The organism is Aeromonas veronii (assembly GCA_041319085.1).
Classification (GTDB): Bacteria; Pseudomonadota; Gammaproteobacteria; order Enterobacterales; family Aeromonadaceae; genus Aeromonas; species Aeromonas veronii_F.
The window spans coordinates 2,499,004-2,523,289 of the sequence record CP101033.1; the positions used below are offsets into that span (position 1 = coordinate 2,499,004).

20 protein-coding genes and 1 tRNA gene are annotated in these 24,286 nt (G+C 58.3%); 8 read left to right on the forward strand and 13 right to left on the reverse strand.

The window, feature by feature from the left end:
* The first annotated feature begins 7 nt into the window (after positions 1 to 7).
* Together NMD14_11850 and NMD14_11855 are read left to right on the forward strand one after the other, a co-directional pair.
* The gene (locus NMD14_11850; GenBank protein ID XEI31482.1) at positions 8 to 1,294 is read left to right on the forward strand and encodes a citrate synthase; all 1,287 of its coding nucleotides are present in this window, start codon (positions 8 to 10) and stop codon (positions 1,292 to 1,294) included.
* A gap of 93 nt (positions 1,295 to 1,387) precedes the next feature.
* Entirely contained in the window at positions 1,388 to 1,708 is a 321-nt protein-coding gene (locus NMD14_11855; GenBank protein ID XEI31483.1) for a DUF4377 domain-containing protein, read from the forward strand.
* Positions 1,709 to 1,843: 135 nt separating this feature from the next.
* Here the strand turns inward: NMD14_11855 and NMD14_11860 are convergent, their stop codons facing one another.
* Entirely contained in the window at positions 1,844 to 2,689 is an 846-nt protein-coding gene (locus NMD14_11860) for a DUF5718 family protein (GenBank protein XEI31484.1), read from the reverse strand.
* A 338-nt stretch (positions 2,690 to 3,027) separates the two neighbouring features.
* Here NMD14_11860 and NMD14_11865 point away from each other — a divergent pair, with 338 nt between their 5' ends.
* Positions 3,028 to 3,420 (forward strand): NUDIX domain-containing protein, encoded by a 393-nt coding sequence (locus NMD14_11865; protein XEI31485.1) that lies wholly within the window; start codon positions 3,028 to 3,030, stop codon positions 3,418 to 3,420.
* 91 nt (positions 3,421 to 3,511) lie between these two features.
* Positions 3,512 to 4,018: a GNAT family N-acetyltransferase gene (locus tag NMD14_11870; GenBank protein ID XEI31486.1), complete on the forward strand. Its 507-nt coding sequence runs from the start codon at positions 3,512 to 3,514 to the stop codon at positions 4,016 to 4,018.
* Between the two features lie 90 nt (positions 4,019 to 4,108).
* Here the strand turns inward: NMD14_11870 and pdxY are convergent, their stop codons facing one another.
* The 3 genes from pdxY to NMD14_11885 form a co-directional block, all read right to left on the reverse strand.
* Positions 4,109 to 4,972, reverse strand: coding sequence for a pyridoxal kinase PdxY (gene pdxY, locus NMD14_11875; GenBank protein ID XEI31487.1), 864 nt, complete (start codon positions 4,970 to 4,972; stop codon positions 4,109 to 4,111).
* 174 nt (positions 4,973 to 5,146) lie between these two features.
* Positions 5,147 to 5,923 carry a DUF429 domain-containing protein gene (locus NMD14_11880; GenBank protein XEI31488.1) on the reverse strand — a complete coding sequence of 259 codons (777 nt, stop codon included), beginning with the start codon at positions 5,921 to 5,923 and terminating at the stop codon, positions 5,147 to 5,149.
* 83 nt (positions 5,924 to 6,006) lie between these two features.
* Positions 6,007 to 6,405 (reverse strand): hypothetical protein, encoded by a 399-nt coding sequence (locus tag NMD14_11885; GenBank protein ID XEI31489.1) that lies wholly within the window; start codon positions 6,403 to 6,405, stop codon positions 6,007 to 6,009.
* A gap of 262 nt (positions 6,406 to 6,667) precedes the next feature.
* Between NMD14_11885 and ybcJ the strand changes: the two genes are divergently transcribed.
* Positions 6,668 to 6,901, forward strand: coding sequence for a ribosome-associated protein YbcJ (gene ybcJ, locus NMD14_11890; protein XEI31490.1), 234 nt, complete (start codon positions 6,668 to 6,670; stop codon positions 6,899 to 6,901).
* Between the two features lie 32 nt (positions 6,902 to 6,933).
* On the opposite strand, the gene NMD14_11895 is transcribed toward ybcJ, so the two are convergent.
* From NMD14_11895 to NMD14_11910, 4 genes are all read right to left on the reverse strand, one after another.
* Positions 6,934 to 7,407: a DUF4442 domain-containing protein gene (locus NMD14_11895; GenBank protein ID XEI31491.1), complete on the reverse strand. Its 474-nt coding sequence runs from the start codon at positions 7,405 to 7,407 to the stop codon at positions 6,934 to 6,936.
* 165 nt (positions 7,408 to 7,572) lie between these two features.
* On the reverse strand, positions 7,573 to 9,324 hold the full coding sequence (locus tag NMD14_11900) for an ABC transporter transmembrane domain-containing protein (GenBank protein XEI31492.1): 1,752 nt from the start codon (positions 9,322 to 9,324) through the stop codon (positions 7,573 to 7,575).
* Positions 9,321 to 11,057 (reverse strand): ABC transporter transmembrane domain-containing protein, encoded by a 1,737-nt coding sequence (locus NMD14_11905; protein ID XEI31493.1) that lies wholly within the window; start codon positions 11,055 to 11,057, stop codon positions 9,321 to 9,323. The genes NMD14_11900 and NMD14_11905 overlap by 4 nt, the downstream gene beginning before the upstream one ends.
* A gap of 168 nt (positions 11,058 to 11,225) precedes the next feature.
* Positions 11,226 to 14,030, reverse strand: a complete 2,805-nt coding sequence (locus tag NMD14_11910; protein ID XEI31494.1) for a response regulator — start codon at positions 14,028 to 14,030, stop codon at positions 11,226 to 11,228.
* Positions 14,031 to 14,218: 188 nt separating this feature from the next.
* Here NMD14_11910 and trxC point away from each other — a divergent pair, with 188 nt between their 5' ends.
* Together trxC and NMD14_11920 are read left to right on the forward strand one after the other, a co-directional pair.
* Positions 14,219 to 14,653: a thioredoxin TrxC gene (gene trxC, locus NMD14_11915; protein XEI31495.1), complete on the forward strand. Its 435-nt coding sequence runs from the start codon at positions 14,219 to 14,221 to the stop codon at positions 14,651 to 14,653.
* A gap of 161 nt (positions 14,654 to 14,814) precedes the next feature.
* On the forward strand, positions 14,815 to 16,197 hold the full coding sequence (locus NMD14_11920; GenBank protein ID XEI31496.1) for a DASS family sodium-coupled anion symporter: 1,383 nt from the start codon (positions 14,815 to 14,817) through the stop codon (positions 16,195 to 16,197).
* 48 nt (positions 16,198 to 16,245) lie between these two features.
* Here the strand turns inward: NMD14_11920 and NMD14_11925 are convergent, their stop codons facing one another.
* From NMD14_11925 to NMD14_11935, 3 genes are all read right to left on the reverse strand, one after another.
* Positions 16,246 to 17,583 (reverse strand): IS4 family transposase, encoded by a 1,338-nt coding sequence (locus NMD14_11925; protein XEI31497.1) that lies wholly within the window; start codon positions 17,581 to 17,583, stop codon positions 16,246 to 16,248.
* Between the two features lie 118 nt (positions 17,584 to 17,701).
* Positions 17,702 to 20,176: a glycogen/starch/alpha-glucan phosphorylase gene (locus NMD14_11930; protein XEI31498.1), complete on the reverse strand. Its 2,475-nt coding sequence runs from the start codon at positions 20,174 to 20,176 to the stop codon at positions 17,702 to 17,704.
* A gap of 375 nt (positions 20,177 to 20,551) precedes the next feature.
* Positions 20,552 to 20,749 (reverse strand): DUF4250 domain-containing protein, encoded by a 198-nt coding sequence (locus tag NMD14_11935; protein ID XEI31499.1) that lies wholly within the window; start codon positions 20,747 to 20,749, stop codon positions 20,552 to 20,554.
* A gap of 230 nt (positions 20,750 to 20,979) precedes the next feature.
* On the opposite strand from NMD14_11935, the gene NMD14_11940 reads away from it, so the two are divergent.
* On the forward strand, positions 20,980 to 21,465 hold the full coding sequence (locus NMD14_11940; GenBank protein XEI31500.1) for a cell division inhibitor: 486 nt from the start codon (positions 20,980 to 20,982) through the stop codon (positions 21,463 to 21,465).
* Between the two features lie 365 nt (positions 21,466 to 21,830).
* Here the strand turns inward: NMD14_11940 and NMD14_11945 are convergent.
* Positions 21,831 to 21,918, reverse strand: a tRNA-Ser gene (locus NMD14_11945).
* 183 nt (positions 21,919 to 22,101) lie between these two features.
* The gene (dauA, locus tag NMD14_11950) at positions 22,102 to 23,811 is read right to left on the reverse strand and encodes a C4-dicarboxylic acid transporter DauA (GenBank protein XEI31501.1); all 1,710 of its coding nucleotides are present in this window, start codon (positions 23,809 to 23,811) and stop codon (positions 22,102 to 22,104) included.
* Positions 23,812 to 24,286 lie beyond the last annotated feature (475 nt).

Here is a 24,286-nt window from a genome sequence, read left to right on the forward strand (position 1 = left end):
ACGTGCTATGGCTGATAAGATAGCCACCCTACACCTGCCCGGAAAAGATCCGGTCGAACTGCCGATCCTCTCCGGCACCATCGGCCCGGATGTCATCGATGTCAGAAAATTGGGATCACAGGGGTATTTCACCTTTGACCCCGGTTTTATGGCCACCGGTTCTTGCAAATCTGCCATTACCTACATTGACGGGGATCAGGGTGTCTTGCTGCACCGGGGTTACCCTATCGCCCAGCTTGCTACCCAGGCCACCTATCTGGAAGTCTGCTACATCCTGCTGTACGGCGAGGCGCCCACCAAGGCGCAATATGCCGAATTCGAACGTCTGGTCACCCGCCACACCATGGTGCATGAGCAGATCGCGTTCTTCTTCCGCGGCTTCCGTCGCGACTCCCACCCCATGGCCATCATGTGTGGTGTGGTCAGCGCCCTCTCCGCCTTCTATCACGATGCCCTCGACATCAACAACGAACAGCATCGCGAGATCTGTGCCTTCCGTCTGCTCTCCAAGATGCCGACCCTGGCCGCTATGTGTTACAAGTACTCCATCGGCCAGCCGTTCATGCAGCCGCGTAACGCCCTCTCCTATGCAGGCAACTTCCTGCACATGATGTTTGGCGTGCCGACCGAGGAGTACAAGGTCAACCCCATCGTTGAACGCGCCATGGATCGTATATTTACCCTCCATGCGGATCACGAGCAAAACGCCTCCACCTCCACCGTTCGTCTCGCTGGCTCCTCCGGTGCCAACCCGTTCGCCTGTATCGCCGCCGGGATCGCCTCCCTGTGGGGACCGGCCCACGGTGGGGCCAACGAAGCCTGCCTGCGCATGCTGGAGGAGATCGGCTCGGTGGATCGCATCCCCGAGTACATCGCCAAGGCCAAGGACAAGAATGATCCGTTCCGCCTGATGGGCTTCGGTCACCGGGTCTACAAGAACCACGACCCTCGTGCCACCGTGATGCGCGAAACCTGCCACGAAGTACTGACCGAGCTGCAGATCAAGGATCCGCTGCTGGACGTGGCCATGGAGCTGGAGCGCATTGCGCTCTCAGACCCCTACTTCGTCGAGAAGAAGCTCTACCCGAACGTGGACTTCTACTCCGGCATCATCATGAAGGCAATCGGCATCCCGATGAGCATGTTCACCGTGATCTTCGCCATCTCCCGTACCATCGGCTGGATTGCGCACTGGAACGAGTTCCACTCAGACCCTGACAGCAAGATCGGTCGTCCGCGCCAACTTTACGTGGGTCACCCGCTGCGCGAGTTCACCCCGCTCGAACAGCGCTAACCACTGCGCTGATATGGTTTGTTACAAAGGCGGTCATTGACCGCCTTTTTGTTTGCCGCTCTAATGCCCCCTTTCGCGTTGATGGAGTCCATCATGAAACCACTGTTTATCAGCGCAGCCTTGCTGCTGAGCGCCTGCCAGAGCGCCCCCACCCCGTCACAGGGGGAGACCCTCTATATCAACAGCCAGCTGGTCGATTGCGTGGGGGTTGGCCCGATGCAGTGCATGCAGGTTCGCAGCGATGAGCAGCAGCCCTGGACGCTGTTCTACCAGAATATTGAAGGCTTCCAGTTCGAGCCGGGCCACCGCTACCAGCTCACTGTCAGCAAGGAGCAGCGCACCAATGTGCCGGCCGATGCGTCCTCTCTGCGCTATCAGCTGATCAAGGTGGTGAGCAAGGTCGCCAGCAAGTAACAAGATCAAAAAACGGGGGATGGCAGACGCCCCCCCGTTCGTTAAGGATATGTCACCTAAGGGAACGCTTAGATCGGCGCCAGCGCCCGGATAGGGCTTGCTCTGACCAATGGCATGCTCCGCTGGCAACGGTGATTAGCGAGCCTGCACCGCCTGCAGCAACACCGACACATCGGCGCCAAAGTTGCGGCTGCGGATCGCTTCGCGGATATCCGCTTCGCTATAACGGCTGCCCGGGTAAACCACCACGCAGGAGGTGTCACCCGGTTTGAGGAAGTGGGTCTCGCCAAACGGGGTATAGCGGGTGGCACCGATACTTATCAGCGCAAGGGGGGGATGGCCCGCCTGCGCCAGCAACCCTTGAATGTGCTCCGCCGGCCCCTCGTCCTGCTGATGGTTGAACTTGTCGATGGCCCAGTCGATCAGCTGACCGTGGAAGTAGCTGTAATCGATGGCGGCGCTGTCTACCCCGTAAGCGTGCAGCTCGCCATCGCGCTCCAGATAGCAGGCGATGCGATAGTCATCGAGCTCGCAACCGGCGGCAAAACCGGAGAGCGGCAGCAGGTTGGCCGCCAACCCCTTGCTCTCTTCACCCCAGTTCTTCTTCTCGCTGATCTTCTTGGCGTTGGGACGACGGATGGAGCAGTCGTTATAGGCGCCAAAGGCGCGGGGATGGATCGCCACCACCTGCTTGTCGGCATACACCAGCTCGCACCAGAGCGCCACTTCCGGCTCGATCTGCACCTTCTCGTCACCGCTGACCGCCGCCTCCGGCAGGAAGATCGCCTTGTCGCTCAACGGGAATACCCCGAGCTGACCCGGGTGGCCCGGCACGAAGAAGGGGAACAGCGCCTTGGGCGCGGTGGTGTCACGCACCACGACCGCCACGAAATCCGACGCTTCGCCCGCCTGCTCCAGATGACCGGCAAAATTGCCCGCCACCCCCAGTCCGATAAACTTGCTCTCTGCTGTCACTTGCATCTTGCTCACCTGCATCTTGCCCACGCAAGGTAGCAGGCCCGTCGCCCACTACCGCTAAAGTGGCAAGATTAAACCACAAGGGCCCCGCCTTCGCCCAGTCCGACCCTGTCGTGGTGTGCGCCAGTCCACTTTTTAGGGACGAGAAGGCTGTAGTGAAACAGCCATTGCGCACTCATTCAGCTACGCGCTCACCACGCTGGCAACAGTGCGTTTCCAGCCTCTCCCCTCTTTCCCCTTGGGACTCAACCTCAATCTTTGTTAGGCTGCCCGCATGCAAAACAGCGGCGCGCTTGAGTGCGCCCCGGCTCTGCACGCCAACCCCATCGGAGAGGTAACGGATGATCGACAAACTCGCCTGGCTCACCTTTAAAGATCAGCAACTGCTCTGCGCCCGCTCCCACGGCAAGGACACCTATTACATCCCAGGCGGCAAGCGGGAACCGGGTGAAAGCGACGAGGCGGCCCTTATCCGCGAGATTGACGAGGAGCTAGCCGTCACCCTAAAACCCGATACCCTGCACTTTGCCTGCGAGTTCAGCGCCCAGGCCGACGGCAAACCGGAAGGGGTCGAGGTGCGACTACGCTGCTACACCGGCGACGCGCGCGGCACCCCGATCGCCTCGGCAGAAATTGCCGAGCTGCGCTGGCTCGACAGCACTCATCTCGATGAGCTCTCCCCCGTCTCCCGCCTGCTGTTTGCCTGGTTGATTGAGCAGGGGCTTATTCGCTGATAAGCCGTGCTCGCGGCGAACATAAGTACGTATCTCACATGAACCAACGGTGGCAATCAGCCACTTAACGATGCAACGACAAGGATGTCAGATGGACGTTGTGGAAGTTAATAGCGCAGCAACCTACCAAAGCGCGCTCATCACCCTGCTGCAAGATTGTGTCGATAGCGGCGCCTCGGTCGGTTTTTTACCGCCACTGACCACGGAGGAGGCTGCCCGCTACTGGCAAGGGGTTGAAGCGGATCTGGCGGCAGGCCGCCGAAAGCTGTGGCTTGCCCTTGAGCAGCAACAGATAGTGGGGGCCGTTCAGCTCGCGCTCTGTGGCAAGGTCAACGGTCGCCACCGGGGTGATGTGGAAAAACTGATGGTACTGCAAACGGCGAGAGGCAAAGGTGTCGGTCGTGCGCTGATGCAGGCGATGGAGCAAGGCGCCCGTGACGCTGACCGCTCCTTGCTGGTGTTGGATACCCGCGCCGGCGATGTGGCCACCCTGCTCTATCGCCAGCTCGGCTATCAGGAGGCCGGCCAGATCCCGGGCTTTGCGCTCGGAGCCGATGGTAAGCTGGCGCCGACGGTTATCTTCTACAAGACGCTCTGAATATGCCCCTCTTCACTTATCAAAACAGCAGGGCCGGTCTGATGACCGGCCCTGCTTGTTGCAATGGTGCTGCAATGGGAGCTATCTACCTCACGGCAACTTGATAGCACACACCTCGACCTCTGGCAGGGCAAAGGCATCTTGTGCGGCGATCAGTTGCAGCTCGTAAGCCTGCTGGCGCCAAGTCTCTTGCAGCACCGCATCTACCGAGGCGTTGGTGCGCTCGAACGCGCTCACCGCATCGTGACCGGCCAGCAGGTTGGCCAGCATCAGGGCGCTGATAAGATCGCCCACTCCCACCGGCTGGCGGGCAAAGTCGTAGAGCGGACGGGCAATCAGGTAATCCCCTTGCGGGGTTGCCAGCAGCATCTCGAAGCGGCTGGAGTCCTGCGCCGCACGACCGAGATGCTTGACCAGTACCAGCTTGACGCCGCGGGCCAGCAGCTGATGGGCGGCAGCGCGGGTCTGGGCCAGATCCGCCAGATGGGTATCGCAGAGGGTCTCCAGCTCCAGCAGGTTGGGGGCCATCATGTCGGCCATCGGCAGCGCCTGCTCGGTCAGGAAACGGGTGACGCCGGGAGCGACGATACACCCCTTCTCAGGATGACCCATCACGGGATCGCAGAAATAGATGGCATTTGGGTTGGTCGCCTTGACGGCGTTGACCACGGTCAGGATCTCGTCACCCTGCTCGGCGGAGCCGAGATAGCCACTCAGCACGGCGTCACAGCCGCTCAACGCCTCGATATTGCCCAATCCTTTCACCAGCGCGCTGATATGACCCGCCGGCATCGCCATCCCCTGCCACCCCTGGGCATATTGAGTGTGGTTGGAAAACTGCACCGTGTTGATGGGCCATACATCCATACCAAGGCGGCGCATGGGGAAGACAGCCGCGCTGTTGCCGGCACAACCAAAGACCACGTGGGACTGAATAGAGAGAACGGATTTCATCGGGAATACCACAGCAAAGGATCAGCAAGGTGGGCAATATATCGGATGAAGATAACGATGCGCCACCTTGTCACGGGATGAACAGGAAATTTCCTGACTAAAGACAGTTTTTTTGCGCCATTTGGCCCGCGTCGGCAGGGTGAGCCGCGCCATGATGCGCCGCGCCCCCATCCATCACATCCCGTTACGTTCAACAGCATGACGGGCAAAGTGATAGACCCATCCCTCATCACGGGGCATGTCACTGGGTGGCTGAACCAGCTCGGGCAACACGGTCACCTTGCCACCAGCGGCATATTGCAGCGCCATCAGGGCGCACAGCGCCGCATCATAGCGATCTGTGCCGACCAGCACGTCCGCAGGCAGCAGCGCCGCCAGCTCGGGCCGTGCCGGAGATGCCTTGCCGCCCACTTTGGCCAGTGCCGGATAGACCTCCAACACGGCGCGGCTGGCCTGCGGGGCAACGGTCGGCACCAGTTGCAGATCCGAGAGTCGCGGCAGCATGGAGAGCGCCAGGGTGGCGTTGTTGCCGAGCCGGTCGAAGGTGGCCGACAGCGGCTTCTTGCCGTACTGCTGATACAGCCAGCGCTCGCAGTCGCGATAGGCGTAGGGGTTGTCTATCTCCCGAGCGGGAGCTGCGCAACTGTGTGGCTGGCCGTTGAGCAGATCCCGCAAGGCGCGGGGAAAGGCGAGCGGCGCATCGATACCGAGGGCCAGTTGCGGGCAGGCTTCTACCTGCATCAGGGTCAGCTCGTTTTGCAGGGCCGGACGCAGCAGGACGGCCAGATCCGGCGCCACCCGCGAGCTTAGGCGAAACAGCGGCGACACCCCGAGCCAGTGCAGGTGGTTGGAACCGGCCTGCCAGCCCACCACGGCCACCGCCTGGGCACTGCCCTGCCAGCCCCGCACATCCCAACCGATCCCGATTGCACTCATCTGCCCTGCCGTCATCAATTACCTCTGTTCGCCTGTCACAAGTTGCAAGAGGCACAGGGTAATCAGCAGAGGCCCTTAACGCAAAGCGAACTGCCTGGTCAGAACGATTTCTGGACGTTCACCAGCGGCAGAATGGGGAAAACGCCGTTGGCGGCGTAGTTGACCAGCCCCAGATTGACGCCGGTATCCTGCCCTTCGTGCCAGTTGATGGCGTTAATGGCGACCCCGCCAAACTGGTGGCGCACCCGACCGGCACCGAGGAAGATCCCGAGCTGCAGACCGCTGAACTGATCCACATCGGAGAGGGCAAAGATCGGCAGATCAATGCCCTTCACCTGACCGGTCCGACCGTAGAGCAGCGAGGCGCGAGCTCCTTCCACCTGATGGGACGCGGGCAGGTTGACGCCGGGCAGCGAGACCTGCACCGGAGTAGTGGCCTGCACCACACCGCACAGGGTAAGGGCGCTGCGCGCCAGCAGCAGGCGTGAGCGTGTCATGGGACGTTCCCTGGGCCATTGAGAGTGACCCGATCCTAACAGTCAGGTGAGATAGTGTGGGCACACCAGCGGTGACGAGCTGCGTCACAATACGTCACGGGTGGCCCGCTTACCTGGCCGTCAGGTCTTTTACATTCGCCAACTCAAGGGCAATCGGCCACTTTTTCGCAGCGAGTGGCCCCTCTTCCTTTCTTTGCCTGAGCGAACTGCCTAAAATAGTCGCCCTGCTGTATCCGGCATTCATCCATCTAGAGGATTTCCCATGGAGACGTTTCTGCTCGAAGGTCACCCCTTCGTTGCCTTGTGTGACCTTATCAAACATCAGGGGTGGGCCGATTGTGGCGGCGCCGCCAAAGCCCTCATTGCCGAAGGGCTGGTCGAGGTGGACGGTCAGGTCGAGACCCGCAAGCGCTGCAAGATCGTGGCCGAACAGGTGGTCAACTTCAACGGCATGAAGGTCGTGGTGAAAGAGGGCGTCAGCCCGGAGATTGGCTAACCCCCTATCGGGGAGCCACCCCCGGCAACCCGCTAGCTGGCCTTGATCGACAGGGTCAGCACAAAACGCGCCATCGCCTCATCCCCGTTCAATGACGGACAGGTGGCCACCACCTGGATGGGGCGATTGATGCGCTGACCGCTTGCCAGCGATTCGTCGATCATGGCGTCAATCTCTTCCCCCGCTGCGCAGTCGAACTGCACATCCCCCTCCGGTCGTTTCAAAAACTCCCCCTGCACATCCTTGAAGGCAAAGTGCACCTTCTTACGCCGCTGCCGCCCCTTCTCCATCACCAGCAGACCGCCCACCAGATCGGCGCCGGTCGCCAGCGCGCCAAAATACATACTGCCCAGATGGTTGCGGGTACGCCAGCCAAGGGGAATCCGAATGCGCAGCGCCTTGGCGTTCATCTCTTCGATGATCGGGGCACAAAACCCGATGACGGGAATGTAGCGCCAGGCAAACAGCCGAAGCGCCAGATTGGCTTTGAAGCGTTGCAAATCCATATGCGAACTGATCCGATGAGTTAATGTAAACAACATGTTGCCTGCATCTGTGGCATTCGACAAGCACAGGGATCACGGTTATGGCCATTTGCCCGGCGCAAAAAAGAGGGAACCGCACCGGTTCCCTCTTATCGTTCATCTCACAGTTCACAGCGAATGCGCCGATCAGGCACGCTTCTCTTCGAGCCAGGCCCCCTGACTCTGCATCTCGAACAGCTGGGCATAGTGACCGCCGAGGGCCATCAGCTCGCTGTGGCTGCCCCGCTCGTTCACCTGCCCGCGGGAGAGCAGCAGGATCTCGTCCGCATCGACGATGGTCGAGAGGCGGTGGGCGATGGCGATGGTGGTGCGGCCACGACGCGCGGCAGAAATAGCCTGCGACAGCGCCAGCTCGGTCTGGGAGTCCACGCTGGCCGTCGCCTCATCCAGAATGAGGATGCGCGGATCCCCCACCAGCGCGCGGGCAAAGGAGAGCAGTTGCCGCTGACCGGCGGAGAGGTTCTTGCCCCCCTCCTCCATCAGGGTGTTGATCCCCTGTGGCAGGCTGCGCACAAACTCGGCCAGCTGCACCTCGCTCAGCGCCTGCCAGAGCCGCGCTTCGTCTATTCCGGCACGTCCAAGACGCAGGTTCTCCGCCAAAGTACCGACGAAGATAAAGGGATCTTGCTGCACCAACCCGATACTGCGGCGTACCGCCGCCAGCGACAGGGTATCCAGAGCGTGATCATCGAAGCGGATCTGCCCCTGATCCAGCGGATAGAAGCCCATCAGCAGGCTGATGATGGTGGACTTGCCGCTGCCGGTATGGCCCACCAGCGCCAGCATCTGGCCCGGTTTTGCGGTAAAGCTGACCTCCCGCAGCACCTGCTGCTCACCATCGTAGGAGAAGCTCACCCGCTCGAAACTGACCCGCCCTTCCAGCGGGCGCAGCTCGCCGTCGGTGCTTTCGCGGGTTTCATCGAGCAGGGCAAAGACCCGTTCCCCCGCCACCATCGCCTGCTGCAGCTGGTTGAGCTGGTTGGTCATCTCGATGAGCGGCTCGATCATCCGCCCCAGATAACTGATAAAGGCGTAGAGCACCCCCACCTGAATGGCTCCCGCGTGGCTCCCCCCCTCGTGGGCAAACAGCGCCAACAGGCCGATCAGCACCATCATGTAGAAGAGATCGATGAGCGGACGCAGCAAGATGCCGTTGATCTTGAGGCTCTTGATCCGTGCCGCCCAGTGCTGCTGGTTCACCTCGGCAAAGGCGTTGGCAAAGTGGCGCTCCTGCACCATGGCCTGGATCACCGGCATCCCCTGCAGCGACTCGTTGAGGCGGCTGTTGATGTCGGAGAGCAGACTGCGGGTTGCTCGCACCACCGGCACGCTCAGCTTCTGGTAGAGCCACATCACCCCGCCCACCGCAGGCAGCAACAGGGAGCAGACCAGCATCAGCCGCAGATCCAGCAGCGCCATGGAGATGAGGATGCCGCACAGCAGCACCACCTTTTGCACCAGCAAGCCGATCACTTGCACATAGAGGTTCATGATCGCCTCGGTGTCGTTGGTGATGCGGGAGATGAGCGAGCCGGAGCGATGCTTGTCAAAGTAGCGGGCTGGCAAGCGGATAGCGGTAGCAAATACCTGCTCGCGCAAAGTTTGCACCACCGCCTGGGCAATGCGATTGAAGCGCAGGGATTGCAAATAGAAGCCCGCCGCCGAGAGCACCTGCAAGCCCAGATAGCCCACCGCAATCAAAGCAATGGTGGGCAGCACGATATTGCGTGGCGCCAGATAGTCATCGATAAAAAACTTGATCAGCAGCGGCCCGGCCACTTCGGCGCCGGTGGCAAGCAGCAGGCAAATCCCCGCCTGGATCAGCCAGCGAGGATAGCGGGCGCAGTAGGCGAGCAGTCGTTTAATGGTCGGATTCACAGGCTCTCCTCCACCGCTTCTTCGAGACGCTGGTAACGCACCATATCTGCATACCAGCCATTGTGCGCCATCAGGGCACCGTGATGGCCCCGCTCGCTGATGGCCCCCAGCTCCAGCACCAGGATTTCGTCGGCCTGCTCCACCGCCGTCATGCGATGACTGACCAGGATCAGGGTGCGATGATGGGCCTTGAGGGCATGCAGAATTTGCTGCTCGGTGTGGGCATCCACCGCCGAGAGCGCATCATCGAGCACCAGAATGGGCGCCTCCAGCAGCAGGGCACGGGCAATGGCCAGTCGCTGTTTCTGGCCGCCAGAGAGGGTCACCCCCTTCTCCCCGACCTCGGTCTCATAGCCCTTGGGGAAACGCACGATATCATCGTGGACACAGGCAATGCGCGCCACCCGTTCAACCTCCTCGCGGCTCGCATCGGGTTTACCGAGGGCGATATTGGCGGCGATGGTGGTGGAAAACAGGAATGGCTCCTGCGGCACATAGGCAAACTGGCTGCGCAGTGTGGCGAGCGGCAACTGGTCAATCGGAACGCCCCCCATGGCTATCGAACCGTGAGTCGGATTGGCAAGGCGCATCAACAGCTTGAGCAGGGAGCTCTTGCCTGCCCCGGTGCGCCCCACCACCCCGAGCATGCCCCCTTGCTTGAGGGTAACGTCGATATCCGCAAGCAGGGTGCGCTGCTCGAGTCGATAGCTCACCCCTTTGATCTGCAAAGGAAAGGCAGAGGTAAACGCGGCCGGCTGGGCGGGCTCTTCGATATCGCTGCGCTCCCCCAGCAGGCTTTCGATACGGGAGTAGGCGGCGCTACCACGCTCGATGATGTTGAACAGCCAGGCGATGGCAAACATCGGCCAGATCAGCTGGCCGAGGTACATGGTGAAGCTGGTGAGCTCACCCAGAGTCAGCTCATCGCGCAGCACCAGCACACTGCCTCCCGCCACCGCGAGGAAGTAGGAGCAGCCGATGCAGAGGTAGATGACCGGATCGAACTTGGCATCGATGCGGGCCACCGCCATATTGCGCTCCCCCGCCTGCCGGGTCAGCTCGGCAAAGCCTTCATCTTCCAGCGATTCAACCGCATAGGATTTCAACACCCGCACACCGGAAAGGGCCTCCTGGGTCTTGTTGTTAAGCCTGGAGAAGGCCCCCTGCGCCGCCTTGAACTGGGTGTAGATCTGGGTGCCGAAGCGGTTCATGAAATAGGCCATCACCGGCAGCGGCAACAGCGAAACCAGCGTCAACTGCCAGGAGTACTGGCTGCACATGATAGAGAGCACCAGCACCCCGACCATGATGGAGTCCACCAGCGTCAGCACCCCTTCGCCAGCGGTCATCTCCACCGCCTGAATGTCGTTGGTGGCATGGGCCATCAGATCGCCGGTACGGTGACGCTGATAAAAATCAGGGCTCATCCGGGTGAAATGGCTGAACAGACGATTGCGCAGCACATAGGCCAAGCGGTAGGAGGCACCAAACAGCATCACCCGCCAGACGTAGCGCAGTAGATAGATGAGCACGCCGAGCCCGAACAGCCCCGCCAGATAGCGCATCAGAGTGTCATTATCGAGTTCCCCATTGGCGATACCGTCCACCACCCAGCCCACCACTTTGGGTGGAATAACGGTCAACAGGGCTACCATCAGCAGCAGGGAGATGGCGGCCAGATAGCGGGGCCACTGCTCCTTGAAAAACCAGCTCAATCGTAGAAATACGCTCACACCACCAACCTTTAGCGCTGTCTGCCCGTGACCGCTCCCAAGAGCGGCCATCAGAGATGGCCACGCATAATATAGAAGAATGAAAACAATCGCCTCCGACTGGAGGCGATTCGAACGAAAGCTCATCATATCCCGAACCGAAATGGTTGAGAATAATTACTATTTAATTCACTGTGACATGCGATCATCCCCTGATGAATAGGGATTATACGAATTTTCATGCTGCTCACCGGTCAACAAGAAGTGTGACACCTCTTCCCGGGTCTGACTGAACACCTGCTGTAACTGCTCCAGATCCGCCTCGCTCAGCACCTCGTTTTGCCGCAGGCGCCACTCCAGCTCGCCGGCCACCAGCTGCAGACGGGCCGCCGAAATATTGGCCGAGACCCCCTTGAGGGTGTGCAGCAACTTGCTGGCCACCTCGGGTTGCTGACGGCGCAGGGCGGAGCGGATCTCCCACAGATCGTCCTTGTGCTCCGAGATGAACAGCTTGAACAGGATCTGCAATGCCTCCTTGTCCTGGTCCAGCCGCTTGAGGGCATCCTGCAGACCGAGGATCCCCATCATATCCGGCGGTTTCACCTCCATGATCCCCGCCTGCTCCACCCCTTGCGGCTTCACCCACTGCAGCAGGTTGTTGTAAAGATCCAGCTTGCTCACCGGCTTGGTGACGTAACCATTCATCCCCACCCCCAAGCAACGCTCCTTGTCACCGGGCATGGCGCTGGCGGTGAGGGCAATGATGGGCACATCGTGCTTGTCGACCATCTTGCGGATCTGGCGGGTGGCATCGAGCCCGTCCAGCACCGGCATCTGCAAATCCATCAGGATCACGTCAAAAGGCTGCTCGGCGACCCGCTCCACCGCCTCGCGACCATTGCTGACCACGCACACCACCGCATCGACCCGCCGCAGATACTCGACGATCAACTGCTGATTGACCCGGTTATCTTCCGCTAACAGCACTCGGGTACCCTGCAACAGGGATGTGAAATGCTGCTGATCCCCCTGCGCCTCGGCCTTGCGCAGGTTGAGCTCGTAGGAGCTGCCGTTGAGCAGCTCATCCACTTTGGCCAGCAGGGCATTTTCAGTCATCGGCTTGGGCAAAAAATGGGTCAGCCCCATGCTGTCCATCCGGGCATGCAGCCCCTCTCTGGCCCAGGCACTGATCATCAGGATGGGGATCCGTCGCCACTGGCTGTGTTGATACATCTCCAGCGCCAGATCGAGCCCATCCTCCTGACCCATGCGCCAGTCGAGGATCGCCAACCGCAGATTCGGCCCCTCTTCATGGAGCAACTGACGGGCACGGGAAAGGGAGTTAACCGGCAGCACCCGCACACCCGCGCGAGTCAGAATGTCCCGGGCCAGATCCAGCGCCAGCTCGTTGTCATCCATCACCATCACCAGCGGCTGGTTCTCGAAGAAGACTTTCCGTCCGGCCACCCCATAGACCGCCTGCGCCATCGGGATATCAAACTGGAACAGGGAGCCCACGCCTGGCTTGCTCTGGACAATGATCCGCCCCCCCATCAGCTCGACCAGCCGCTGGGAGATATTGAGACCCAGACCCGAGCCGCCATATTTGCGGGTATTACCCGCCTCCAGTTGGGTAAACGCCTGAAACAGCTGGCTCTGCTTCTCTTCGGCAATGCCGATGCCGGTATCGCGCACACTGAAGCGGATCCGCATTGGATGGGAGTTGGCCAGCTCGATGGAAATGTCGACTTCACCGCGTTCGGTAAACTTGATGGCGTTGTTCACCAGATTGACCAGCACTTGCCCCAGCCGCAGGGGATCCCCACGCAAGAAGACCGGCACCTCTGGCGATGCGCGAATGATCACCTCCACATGTTTACGCTCCGCCAGATCGGCAAACATCCCCGCCATTGAGTCGAGCAGCTCGCTGAGATCGAAGTCGATCTCCTCCAGCGTCAGCTTGCCGGACTCCACCTTGGTCAAATCAAGGATGTCGTTGATCAGCAGCAGCAAGGTATCGGATGAGGATTTGATCTTGCCCAGATAGTCCCGTTGTTGCTGATCCAGCTCGGTCTGCAGTGCCAGCGAGCTGAAGCCGATGATGGCATTCATGGGGGTACGGATCTCGTGGCTCATATTGGCCAGAAAATCGCTCTTGGCCTGGGCTAGCAAGCCGGTTTGACGCGACAGCTCGCTCAGTTTCTGGTTGCGGCGCCACAGGGTGAAGGCCACCAGCACGAAGCAAATCAAGGCTCCGCACAGTACCATCAGATAGAAGCGGCTCATCAAAGAGGCGGCGCGATCCAGCTTGTCGATCTTCCAGCGCTCCAGACTCTCGACCACATGCATGTCGATGAGCTGGTAACGCAAGGTGTGATAAGCCATCACCTGCTGACTCATGTCCTTGCTCAGGCGGATCAGGGTAGCGATATCCGGCAGGTCGCCATAACGGGATTGCAACTGCTGCTGCAACTGGCCGAGCGCAGTCTGTTCGCGCTTGTCCCAACTGCGCTGCAGATAGTTGCTCAGCTGCGCCAGCTCCTCTACATCTCGATGCAACGCACTGTCTGACAGGCTTATCTCGCGCACCTTTTTAATCTGGGCCTGCAGGGGCGCATTGATATACTCAATGGCCATCTCTATGGCATGGAGCTTGGCAAGCGCCATCAGATAGGAATCCATGTCCTCAAGCAGTGCCTGGGAGAGCTCGTCTTGCACCAGCTCGGGATCGCTTCTGACCTTGCGTACAAAGCCGTCAAGGGTGATAGATAGCTGGTCCAGGCGCTGCTGGACATTGCTGTCATTGGCCTGCTCCCGCCCAAGCAGATAGACGGTATCGACGTTGATCCGGTTCAGCACCACCTCGGCGGCTTCGTTCAGGTCATGGGCCTGTTGCTGCTGACTGAGCGACTGCCAGCAGTAGCCCGAAAAGGCGAGCAGCAGGGCAACGATCAGCCCTGGCACGGCACGGTTTTTCCGTGATCCTTTATTCATCCCGTCTCGACTCTCATCTGGTGGTCGCTGAATAATCCGGTTAGGCAATGCACCCTGGGGGGAATTATCCACTCCCGCCGGTCACTGTGTTACCGTGATTGCTCTGATATTTCGCTATTGTTTCGTGATTGCTTCATTCTGGCCCCTCATCATATCCTCGGTCAGAGCAGATCTAGAAGGAACCAATTATGTCATTTGTCACTACTTATTGTAGCCACTGCTTCACCAGGAACCGCCTGCCCGTTACCCATATCGATACATCCGCCAAATGCGGGCACTGCAAGGCCCCCCTGTTCAGCCAGACCCCTTGCCTCGGGAAGGTGGATAACTTCGATACCCTGATCAACTCAGATATCCCGGTCGTGGTCGATTTCTGGGCCAGTTGGTGCGGCCCCTGCCAGCAGTTTGCCCCGGTATTTCATGATGTTGCCCATGAGCTCGAACCACGGATACGCTTTGTCAAAGTCGATACCGAGCAGCAGAGCACCATTGCCGCCCGTTACGCCATTCGTAGCATCCCCACCTTGATGGTCTTCAAACAGGGAAAACTGGTGAACCAGATAAATGGCTCCTTGCCCAAGAGCATGTTCAAACAGTGGCTCGAACAGTTCATCGGTGTTTGATTTATGCTGCAAATATGTTTTATTTATGTTTAATTTTTCGTATTTTTATCAATCACTCTGTGAGTAGTGACTGATTTTGAGTAATGCAATCTGTTTCAAACAGGTGAACGGATGTAACCTCGGCAACACAAAAACAACCATAAATTAACCGAGAGAACATTATGCACACATCGGCTGTACCCTCTGCTCCATCTCGCTGGCTGGACATCAAATCAGGGATCGTCATCCTGGATGTCCTGCTACTTTGTGCCATGCTGGCCTGGCTCCCGTTTGACCCCATGGTCAACAAGGGGCTGGGCATTCTGATCTTTATCGCCATCCTCTGGCTGACCGAAGCGCTGCACGTTACCATCACCGCCCTGCTGGTGCCCCTGCTGGCCACCGTGCTCGGGGTGTTTGACATGAGCAAATCCCTCACCGATTTCGCCAACCCGATCCTGTTCCTGTTTTTCGGCGGTTTCGCCCTCGCGGCCGCCCTCTCCAGACAGGGACTGGATACCCTGATGGCTGGCAAGGTAATGCACCTGGCCAATGGCCATCTGGGTTGGGGCGTCATCCTGCTCTTTACCATCACAGCCGCCATGTCGATGTGGATCAGCAACACCGCTACCACCGCCATGATGCTGCCACTGGCGATCGGTATGCTGGCACGCCTCGATAGCAAAAAAGATCGCGCTACCTTCGTATTCGTACTGCTGGGGATCGCCTACAGCGCCAGTATCGGCGGCATCGGTACCCTGGTGGGTAGCCCACCCAACGCCATCGCAGCCGCCCAGATGGGGATTGGCTTCACCGACTGGATGAAGTTCGGCGTTCCAGTAGTGTTGATCCTGATGCCATGCGGCATTGCCCTGCTCTATCTGGTAACCCGTCCGCAGCTCAGCCACCGCGTCGAGATCCAGGATGTCACCATCAACTGGACCCGCGAGCGTAAAGTGACGCTGGCAATCTTCCTGACCACCGTGGTGCTGTGGATCGGTTCACAACCCATCTCCAACGCCTTTGGCGGTATTCCGCAACTCGACACCCTGATTGCCATGGGCGCCATCGTAGCCATCGTGGTCAGCCGCGTCGCCAGTTGGGATGATGTCAACCAGAACACCGACTGGGGTGTGCTGATGCTGTTTGGCGGCGGTCTGACCCTAAGCGCCATTCTCAAGGCCACCGGTACCAGTGCCTTCCTGGCCAGCCATCTGTCGGCCGTGCTCTCCAACGCCAACATTTTCGTCGTGTTGCTTATGCTGGCCGCTTTCGTGGTATTCCTGACCGAGCTGGTCTCCAACACCGCCACTGCCGCGCTGTTGGTTCCGCTGTTTGCCGGTGTGGCCGAGGCGCTGGGTGTATCACCTGTGGTGATGTCGGTGTTGATCGCTATCGGAGCCTCCTGTGCCTTTATGCTGCCGGTCGCCACGCCGCCCAATGCCATCGTCTTTGCCAGCGGCCACATCCGCCAGAAGGAGATGATGAAAGCCGGTATGTCCCTGAACCTGGTCTTTACCGTGTTGCTCGCCCTGCTGGCCTACTTCGTTGGCGATATCCTCTGATCCACCTCCCCCCAATAAACAAAAACCCCCGCATTGCGGCAATGCTGTTCACTTAAGCGGAGCCGCATTGCGATCTACCGGAAAGCGGGTCTTTGATATCTTCACCGCCCTGGGTCTCGATGGCCTGGGGCGTTTTTCTATGAACATGACGCCTATGCTCCCCCGCAACTCCGCCAACCTCCGTGGGGTATGAGCTGGCGATATCGCGCCCGCCATCACTGCCATCTGGTTCGCGATGAACTGACAGGCAAACTTGAAGCTCACCTCATTGGGCGCTCGCTGATGAGCTACGGCGGCCTGGCTCGCCTCCCGCCTGACCAGATTGTATCCAAGCAGCAAACCCCACAGTTCCTGATAAACCAAGTCCACTTTCTTGCTTCTCAGTGTGATGGCGTTGTGCTGCATCGCACTTTTGATATCCCGGTATCCCAACTCGATTTCCCAGCGCTCGTGGTACAGGGTCGCCACCTGCGCTGCGCTGAATCGGGTTACGGGCAGGGAGGTAAAGACCGTTTTCTCCTTGCCTGCCACCTCGTAGGTCACTGCGCGAACTTGCCAGTGCGTCGGTAACTCGGGGTTTTTCTTGCGAGCCTGAGGCGAGACCGTCATTTGCAACAGACGGTCACCGTCGCCATAGCGCTCAAGTTCCGTGTATACCAACCCCTTGCGTTCCGGGATGAGCCAGTGACGGTCGGTGTCTTCGGCCTGAATTCGTAGCAACAGGTCGGCACCGAAGAAACCTTTATCCAGCAGGGTCACCGACTTGTCCGGCAATGAGTGAATGAACTCACTGGCCAGGGGGATTTCCCCTTTGCGATACGGGCTGATGGCCGCGTTGGCAATGACATGCGAGCGGACATTCATCAGCGTGACCAGCCGCAGCATTGGATAGGGTGTCTGCCGGTTGGTTGACGTGTTACCCGAGCCGAAATGCGCCCTGAGTTCAGGCATATCCTGGGTACGAAACAGGGCTCCATCGATGGCAAAGACCTGTAAACCGTGCCACTGGTCTTCAGGATAACGTTCCCGTCCCCACACATCGGCACACTGCTTGAACAGCCACTCGAGCGGCTGTTTGCCGAGTCGCTGACGGGCTTGAGACAGGGCACTGTCCGCGAGCAAGGCGTCATTGGCCAACCCTTCTGCACAGATATTGAGGCGCCGAGCGACCTCGGAGATGGGCTCATTACGGAAAAAGGCCATCCCCACGACGAGCCACAAGACCATATCAGAAGGTAAGCGGCGTCGGCGGATAGTGGCCTTTTCAGACAAGGCGGCAGCGGCAGTAATCCATTCGTCGGGAATATGGTCGGCAAAAATTGCCAGCCGAGCCAGCATGTCGCCAGATGCCTCAACAACATCGCTCAGGTCGTTTGCAATAGACATAAAAAAATCCGGAACCAGTGATTGGTTCCGGATTGTCCTACAGCAGAAGGATCGGTCAATGGATCCTTAACTGATCAGCATTGCCGCATTGCGGGGGTTTTTTCATCTCTGCATCCAATTAGCCGATGTTGCAGGGCTTCAGCGCCCAGATCCGATCCACATAGTCCTGAATGGAACGGTCGGAGTTGAACTTGCCCATGGTGGCCGAGTTGATGATGGCCTTCTTCGCCCACAGCGCCGGATCCCGATACCAGGTATCGATCAGCTTGTGTGCATCCGAGTAGGACTGGAAGTCCGCCAGAGTCAGGTAAGGGTCTCCCCCTTCCAGCAAGGAACGCTTGATGGAGGCCAGCTCACCCGGGCGACCCGGCGTGAAGTAGTCGGTATCAAACCAGTCCAGCACGGCTTTGAGCTCAGAGTTGGCATAGTAGAAGTCGTACGGGTTGTAACCACGCGCCTTCAGTGACTTCACCTCATCCACGTTCAGACCGAAGATGGCACAGTTTTCGGCACCCGCCTCTTCAGCGATCTCGATGTTGGCACCGTCCAGTGTCCCGATGGTGATCGCACCGTTGAGCGCCATCTTCATGTTGCCGGTACCTGATGCTTCGTAACCTGCAGTGGAGATCTGCTCGGAGACATCGGCCGCCGGGATCAGCTTCTCGGCCAGACTCACGCGGTAGTTCGGCATGAACACCACTTTCAGCTTGCCCTGGATACGGGCGTCGTTATTGACCCGATCCGCCAGCTTGTTGATGGCATAGATGATGTCTTTGGCCAGCTTGTAACCGGGCGCCGCTTTGGAGCCGAAGATGAACACGCGCGGATGCATGTCATAATCCGGGTTGGCCAGCAGGCGACGATAGAGCGCCATGATGTGAATAAGGTTCAGCTGCTGGCGCTTGTACTCGTGCAGACGCTTGATCTGAACGTCAAAGATTGCCTCGGCACTGACATCGATACCGGTTTCGTCCTTGATGACCTTGACCAGCTTCTCTTTGTTGTGACGCTTGATGGTCATGAACTGCTGCTGGAACGCCTTGTCGTCGGCAAATTTCACCACGCCACGCAGTTTGTCCAGTTGCAGCGGCCACTCCTTGCCCACCACTTCGTTGTAGAGGCCAGCCAGTTCCGGGTTGCACGCCAGCAGCCAGCGACGCGGGGTTACCCCGTTGGTCACGTTGCACATTTTTTCCGGCCACAGCTCGGCATACTCGGGGAAGAGATCTTCCTTCACCAGCTTGGAGTGGATCTCGGCCACACCGTTCACTTTGGACGAACCGATCACGCACAGATTGCCCATGCGAACCTTGCGCACATCACCCTCTTCGATGATGGAGAGCTTGGCCTTGATAGCATCGTTGCCCGGCCACTTGGGCTCGACCAGCTCGCTCAGGAAGCGGGCGTTGATCTCGTAAATCACTTCCAGATGGCGAGGCAGCACCTTCTCAAACAGGCTGACAGACCACTTCTCCAGCGCTTCCGGCAGTAGGGTGTGGTTGGTGTAAGAGAAGACCTGATAGCAGATGGCCCAGGCGGCATCCCAGTTCAGATCTTCCTCGTCCACCAGCACCCGCATCAATTCGGGGATGGCGACAGTCGGGTGAGTATCGTTGAGCTGAATGGCAATTTGCGCGGCAAAGTTGCTGAAATCAGCACCATGGACCCGCTTGTAGCGGCGCATGATGTCCTTGATGGAGCAAGCACAGAAGAAGTACTGCTGGATCAGGCGCAGTTCTTTACCTGCATCAGTCTCATCGTTCGGATAGAGCACCTTGGAGATGGTCTCGGCCTGGGCTTTTTCAGCCTGGGAGTCGATGTAACCACCCGCGTTGAACACGTCCCAATCGAAAAACTCGGAGGCACGGGATTCCCACAGACGCAGAATGTTGACGGTGTGGCCGCCAAAACCGACCACCGGAATATCCCAAGGCACCCCTTTGATCTTGCGACCGGCGTGCCATACCTTCTTCAGGCCGCCATTATCACCAAACACGGTCTCGACGTAGCCGTAGAGCGGCACTTCTTGCACCGACTCGGGACGGCAGATCTCCCAGGGGTTGCCATATTCACGCCAGGAGTCCGGACGCTCGATCTGGCGGCCATCCTGGATTTCCTGACGGAACAGACCGTGTTCGTAGTGGATACCGTAACCAACCGCCGGATAGTTCAGGGTGGCCAGCGAGTCGATAAAACAGGCAGCCAGACGACCCAGGCCGCCGTTGCCGAGAGCCATGTCCGGCTCTTGTTCGCACAGGTCGGTCAGTTCCAGACCGAGTTCGCCCAGTGCCTCTTCGCAAGTCTTGTAGAGGGAGAGGTTGTGCAGGTTGTTGGAGGTCAATCGTCCCATCAGGAATTCAGCAGAGAGATAGTGAATCGCACGAGTATCTTTCTTGAAATGAGTCTGCTGAGTGCGGGTCAGGCGCTCGTACACCTGTTCATTGACGGCCGCCGCAGTGGCTTTCCACCACGCTTCGGGAGAGGCTTTCTGTTCGCTTGTTCCCAAGGTAGAACGCAGGTGACGCACGATACTCGCCTTGAGCTGATCTTTATCCAGTTGGAGATCCTGGTCTGTCTTCTTCTTGGTAGCCATAAACCATATTCCTTCGTTACAAATAAAATTGTTATCCCGCTTGCGGGACCGGCGCTGTTGTTATCTCAAAATATGTACCGGCGTGAGAATACTAACGAAAGCGGCAGAATTAAAAGTTAACGCAAGTCACACTTTAACCGATAAAAACAGCCTGAAAAGCGTGAAAACCCTTTCCTTTAACTGATGGTATAAAAACAAATATTACCTTTATTATCATAAGCTTAATAAAACAATGAAAATATTATGGCATGAATAGGTTTTCAGAGATTGCCAAGCCTTGAAAATACCTGAAAATAGACAGCAAGAAGGCGCACTGAAACCGATTTCAATGCGCTTGGTAAATTACCGTATAAATATGAAGCAATCATTGCACCCTCAGCGATGTGCCTTGAACTGATTGCTCAATGGATCGTAATGGTAGCCAATCTGATCCAAACGCCCTGCCAACTGTTCTTCACTCATATCGTAATAGGCAAGCAACTCCTCCAACCCGTCACACTCAAGCCTTAGCTTCTCATTGATGATGCCCAGCAAGATGTTGGCATCCAAACGCTGCAAGGTACTGATATCCATGGCGGCACCTCCTGTAAATGACCTGTATAACCATGGGCGGTTACACAAGGTTTGTCCATAGTACGAAAAACACCCAGCAGGTTTGATATTGAATAACCTTTAAAAACATAATCTTACTAATGGCGCATGCCAACACCATCACATTTTTCAGCAAAAACACCTTGTCACTGCCGCAGGATATGACTACTGTATGCACATACAGCTTGGATATTCATACAGGAACCCCGTATATGAACCAGCCCCTGCACTCACTGCCCGTTGCGATGAATCGTGCCATGAGCAAGCCCTGGCCTACCAGAACCGCCTGCAAAGCGGAGTTGGCTCATTATGGTGTGACTATTCAGTCTGATGATCAGTTTCTGAGCGAACTGACCAAGCTTGGGGAGGCTCATACCGGCTGGATCTTGTTGATCGCCCCGCCGGGACGTCCCACAGTAAGCCGTCTGGAAGAGCGAGGTATTGATCCCAAGAGAGTGCTGGTGGTACACAGCCCCAAAATCAAGAACTGGCAGCAAACCCTGGAGCGCAGTCTGGGCAATGGTCACTGCGCCGCCGTGTTTACCTGGCTACCCGAGCAGATCGAGTTGGATCACGTCAAACTGCAGCGACTGGGGCAGCAATCTGGCGTACTCACCCGCTTCTTTGGCGCGAAACGGACTAACCCCGGCACACCTCTGCTGGCCTATGCAGAGCAAGATATCTATCTCAATCATTAAGACAAACACGAACGCTCTTGCAGGCGGCCCCCGCTGGTCATAGCAACGGCACCAAGAGGTGTCAACAGAGAGCAAAATTTATGATCCCTTCTATGATCGGCAGGAATAGCCGCGATCAGTGCACGAGAACGAGCGGCTACGACCAGATTACGGTCTACCGCGAGCTGACGATCTTTGGTGCAAAGGGAAGTACAGATAGCGAAGGGCAAGCCACGGTCACGTAATGACTTAGGCAGCGGGAGACGAGTGTAGTAGGTGCCGGAGGCATGTTTACTCAGATACATGATTGTTCCACCCAGTTGATCCAGGAAAAAATCACGTAAGCCCAGAAATGAAAAACCCGTTGAAATTCAACGGGTTATATTTGGCGGTGAGGGAGGGATTCGAACCCTCGATACGTTGCCGTATACACACTTTCCAGGCGTGCTCCTTCAGCCACTCGGACACCTCACCAAATTTTTGCTCACTGCTTTATGTGCTTGAGATGCACATTCGCTGGCGGACAATGCCGCGGCGACGGGGCGTAATGTAAGGGATACGATGGCTTTTGGTCAATGCAATTTTTTACTTTTTGCGTTCGTTTGCTCAACATCCGAACAAAGTGACCAAAAACATGCCTTTTCGTATCCCTTTCAATCAATTTACTGCCGCTTCGTGCAAATGTTCACCTTTGAGAGCCTCTTCCAGCGAGCCGTAGAATTCCAGCTTGCCAGGCTGCGGCCGCACCTTGGCACGGGCCAGGGTCTTGAGCGGCTGGAACTGCAACTCAGCCACCCGCAACTCGACACCGGCCTTGGCCATCTGCTTGCCAAAGTGGAGGAAGGCAGAAAGGCCACCCGCATCGAGGATGGAGACCGCCTCCATCTGCAGAACCAGCACCTTGTGCCCCTTCACTTGCGCTTCCAGCTCGGCAAAGACCCGTTCGGCCGCAGCAAAGAAGAGCGGGCCGTTGATCTTGTAGAGCAGACCGTTGCCCGGCACCTCATGGGCATAGCGCTTGTGCTCGGCCAAATCGTGCAGTTTGGTCATCTTGGCGATTTCGCGCATAAACAGCAGGGATGCCAGGATCACCCCGAAGGTGATGGCGATGACCATGTCGAAGATGACGGTGAGTGACAGGCAGACCAGCAGCACCAGCACATCGGATTTGGGGGCGCGACGGATCAGCTCCACCACCTTGTGCGCTTCACTCATGTTCCAGGCCACGATGAGCAACAACGCAGCCATGGCCGAGAGCGGCAACCAGGAGAGCCAGGGGGCCAGTACCAGAATGGCGGCCAGCACCACCAGAGCATGGACGATCCCCGAGATGGGCGAAGTGGCCCCGGCGCGCACGTTGGCGGCAGAGCGGGCGATGGCCGCAGTGGCGGTGATGCCACCAAAGAAGGGGGCGAAGATGTTGCCAAGCCCCTGCCCCACCAGCTCGGCGTTGGAACTGTGCTTGCGACCGGTCATGCCATCCAGGACCACGGCGCAGAGCAGCGATTCGATCGCCCCCAGCATCGCCATGGAGAAGGCGGCAGGTAGTAGCCGCTCAAGGGCGGCCAGATCCCACGCCACCGGGGCGCCATCCGGCCCGGGCAAAGCCCAAGGCATCACCAGCGTCGGCGCGATGGGGGGGATCCCCATCCCCTGGGTGCCATCGGCCAGGGTATAGCTGAATTTGCTGCCGATGGTGGCCACGTCCACCCCAAAGTAATGCAGGCCAAAGCCCAGCCCCACCCCGACCAGCACGGCAGGCAGGTGGCCGGGCACCGGCAGACGCAGGCGCGGCCAGAGCAGCAGCACAGCCAGCGTTGCGACCCCCACCAGAGTATCGCCCCACTGCCAGCTTGGCAGGGCGGCAGCCAGCGCCTCGACCTTGCCCAGATAGGTTTCCGGCATCTCGGGCACGCTCAGGCCAAAGAAGTCTTTGATCTGCAAGGTGGCGATCACGATGGCGATACCACCGGTAAAGCCCAGCGTCACTGATGGGGGGATGTACTCGATGAGGCGGCCAAGACGGGCCATCCCCATCGCCACCAGAAAGAGGCCGGAGAGCAGGGTCGCCATCAACAGACCACCGACCCCGAACTGCTGGGCGACCGGATAGAGGATCACCACAAAGGCAGCGGTCGGGCCGGAGATGGAGTAACGGGAGCCTCCGGTCACGGCGATCACAATACCGGCGATGATGGCGGTATAGAGACCGTGTTGCGGCGGCACACCGCTGGCGATGGCCAGCGCCATGGCGAGCGGGATGGCGATGATGCCCACCGTCACACCGGCGATAAGATCACGGCCGAAGCGGGCCATGCTGTAGGGTTCATCAATACAGGACTGGCGTAAGGCTATGGCGAGCTTCACGCTATTTAAAGAGGCTTGCTTGTGCATGTATATCGTAATACCAGAAGAGGGAGATAAAGGCCGGAGAAATCCGGCGCCCGATCATCATCAAGGGCCGGCAGGGCTGTCGACGCGGCGATGGTATCCTGCGTAACCTTACTCCAGACGGGCCATTTTTTCGATGGACAGGATCAATGAAACGCACGCTCACCCATTATGTGACCTATTTACTGTCAAATCGCCGATCTTGACTCCTGCTCTCGCCCTTTTAGCTGCAAAGATTATCATTTGAACCTTATTGGATTGCCAGTACGTTCGCGACATCATGCTGGCATCATCAGGTCGATGCGAACCGCAAAAATGAACCTAACACTGATTGGTCAAGGTGATGGCAAGAGACTGATTGTCCTGAAAATAAACTGCAAGCACAACTTTTGGGCAAACGGTCTGAAAATCTGTTTTTCGTCCGGTTCGCAGGTTGACACCCGTCTCCTTG

What these genes read in the sequence shown, in the direction of transcription:
- NMD14_11850 (XEI31482.1), top strand. Translation starts at nt 8, where the DNA reads ATGGCTGATAAGATAGCCACCCTACACCTGCCCGGAAAAGATCCGGTC.
- NMD14_11855 (XEI31483.1), top strand. Translation starts at nt 1,388, where the DNA reads ATGAAACCACTGTTTATCAGCGCAGCCTTGCTGCTGAGCGCCTGCCAG.
- NMD14_11860 (XEI31484.1), bottom strand. Translation starts at nt 2,689, where the DNA reads ATGCAAGTGACAGCAGAGAGCAAGTTTATCGGACTGGGGGTGGCGGGC.
- NMD14_11865 (XEI31485.1), top strand. Translation starts at nt 3,028, where the DNA reads ATGATCGACAAACTCGCCTGGCTCACCTTTAAAGATCAGCAACTGCTC.
- NMD14_11870 (XEI31486.1), top strand. Translation starts at nt 3,512, where the DNA reads ATGGACGTTGTGGAAGTTAATAGCGCAGCAACCTACCAAAGCGCGCTC.
- pdxY (XEI31487.1), bottom strand. Translation starts at nt 4,972, where the DNA reads ATGAAATCCGTTCTCTCTATTCAGTCCCACGTGGTCTTTGGTTGTGCC.
- NMD14_11880 (XEI31488.1), bottom strand. Translation starts at nt 5,923, where the DNA reads ATGACGGCAGGGCAGATGAGTGCAATCGGGATCGGTTGGGATGTGCGG.
- NMD14_11885 (XEI31489.1), bottom strand. Translation starts at nt 6,405, where the DNA reads ATGACACGCTCACGCCTGCTGCTGGCGCGCAGCGCCCTTACCCTGTGC.
- ybcJ (XEI31490.1), top strand. Translation starts at nt 6,668, where the DNA reads ATGGAGACGTTTCTGCTCGAAGGTCACCCCTTCGTTGCCTTGTGTGAC.
- NMD14_11895 (XEI31491.1), bottom strand. Translation starts at nt 7,407, where the DNA reads ATGGATTTGCAACGCTTCAAAGCCAATCTGGCGCTTCGGCTGTTTGCC.
- NMD14_11910 (XEI31494.1), bottom strand. Translation starts at nt 14,030, where the DNA reads ATGAATAAAGGATCACGGAAAAACCGTGCCGTGCCAGGGCTGATCGTT.
- trxC (XEI31495.1), top strand. Translation starts at nt 14,219, where the DNA reads ATGTCATTTGTCACTACTTATTGTAGCCACTGCTTCACCAGGAACCGC.
- NMD14_11920 (XEI31496.1), top strand. Translation starts at nt 14,815, where the DNA reads ATGCACACATCGGCTGTACCCTCTGCTCCATCTCGCTGGCTGGACATC.
- NMD14_11925 (XEI31497.1), bottom strand. Translation starts at nt 17,583, where the DNA reads ATGTCTATTGCAAACGACCTGAGCGATGTTGTTGAGGCATCTGGCGAC.
- NMD14_11930 (XEI31498.1), bottom strand. Translation starts at nt 20,176, where the DNA reads ATGGCTACCAAGAAGAAGACAGACCAGGATCTCCAACTGGATAAAGAT.
- NMD14_11935 (XEI31499.1), bottom strand. Translation starts at nt 20,749, where the DNA reads ATGGATATCAGTACCTTGCAGCGTTTGGATGCCAACATCTTGCTGGGC.
- NMD14_11940 (XEI31500.1), top strand. Translation starts at nt 20,980, where the DNA reads ATGAACCAGCCCCTGCACTCACTGCCCGTTGCGATGAATCGTGCCATG.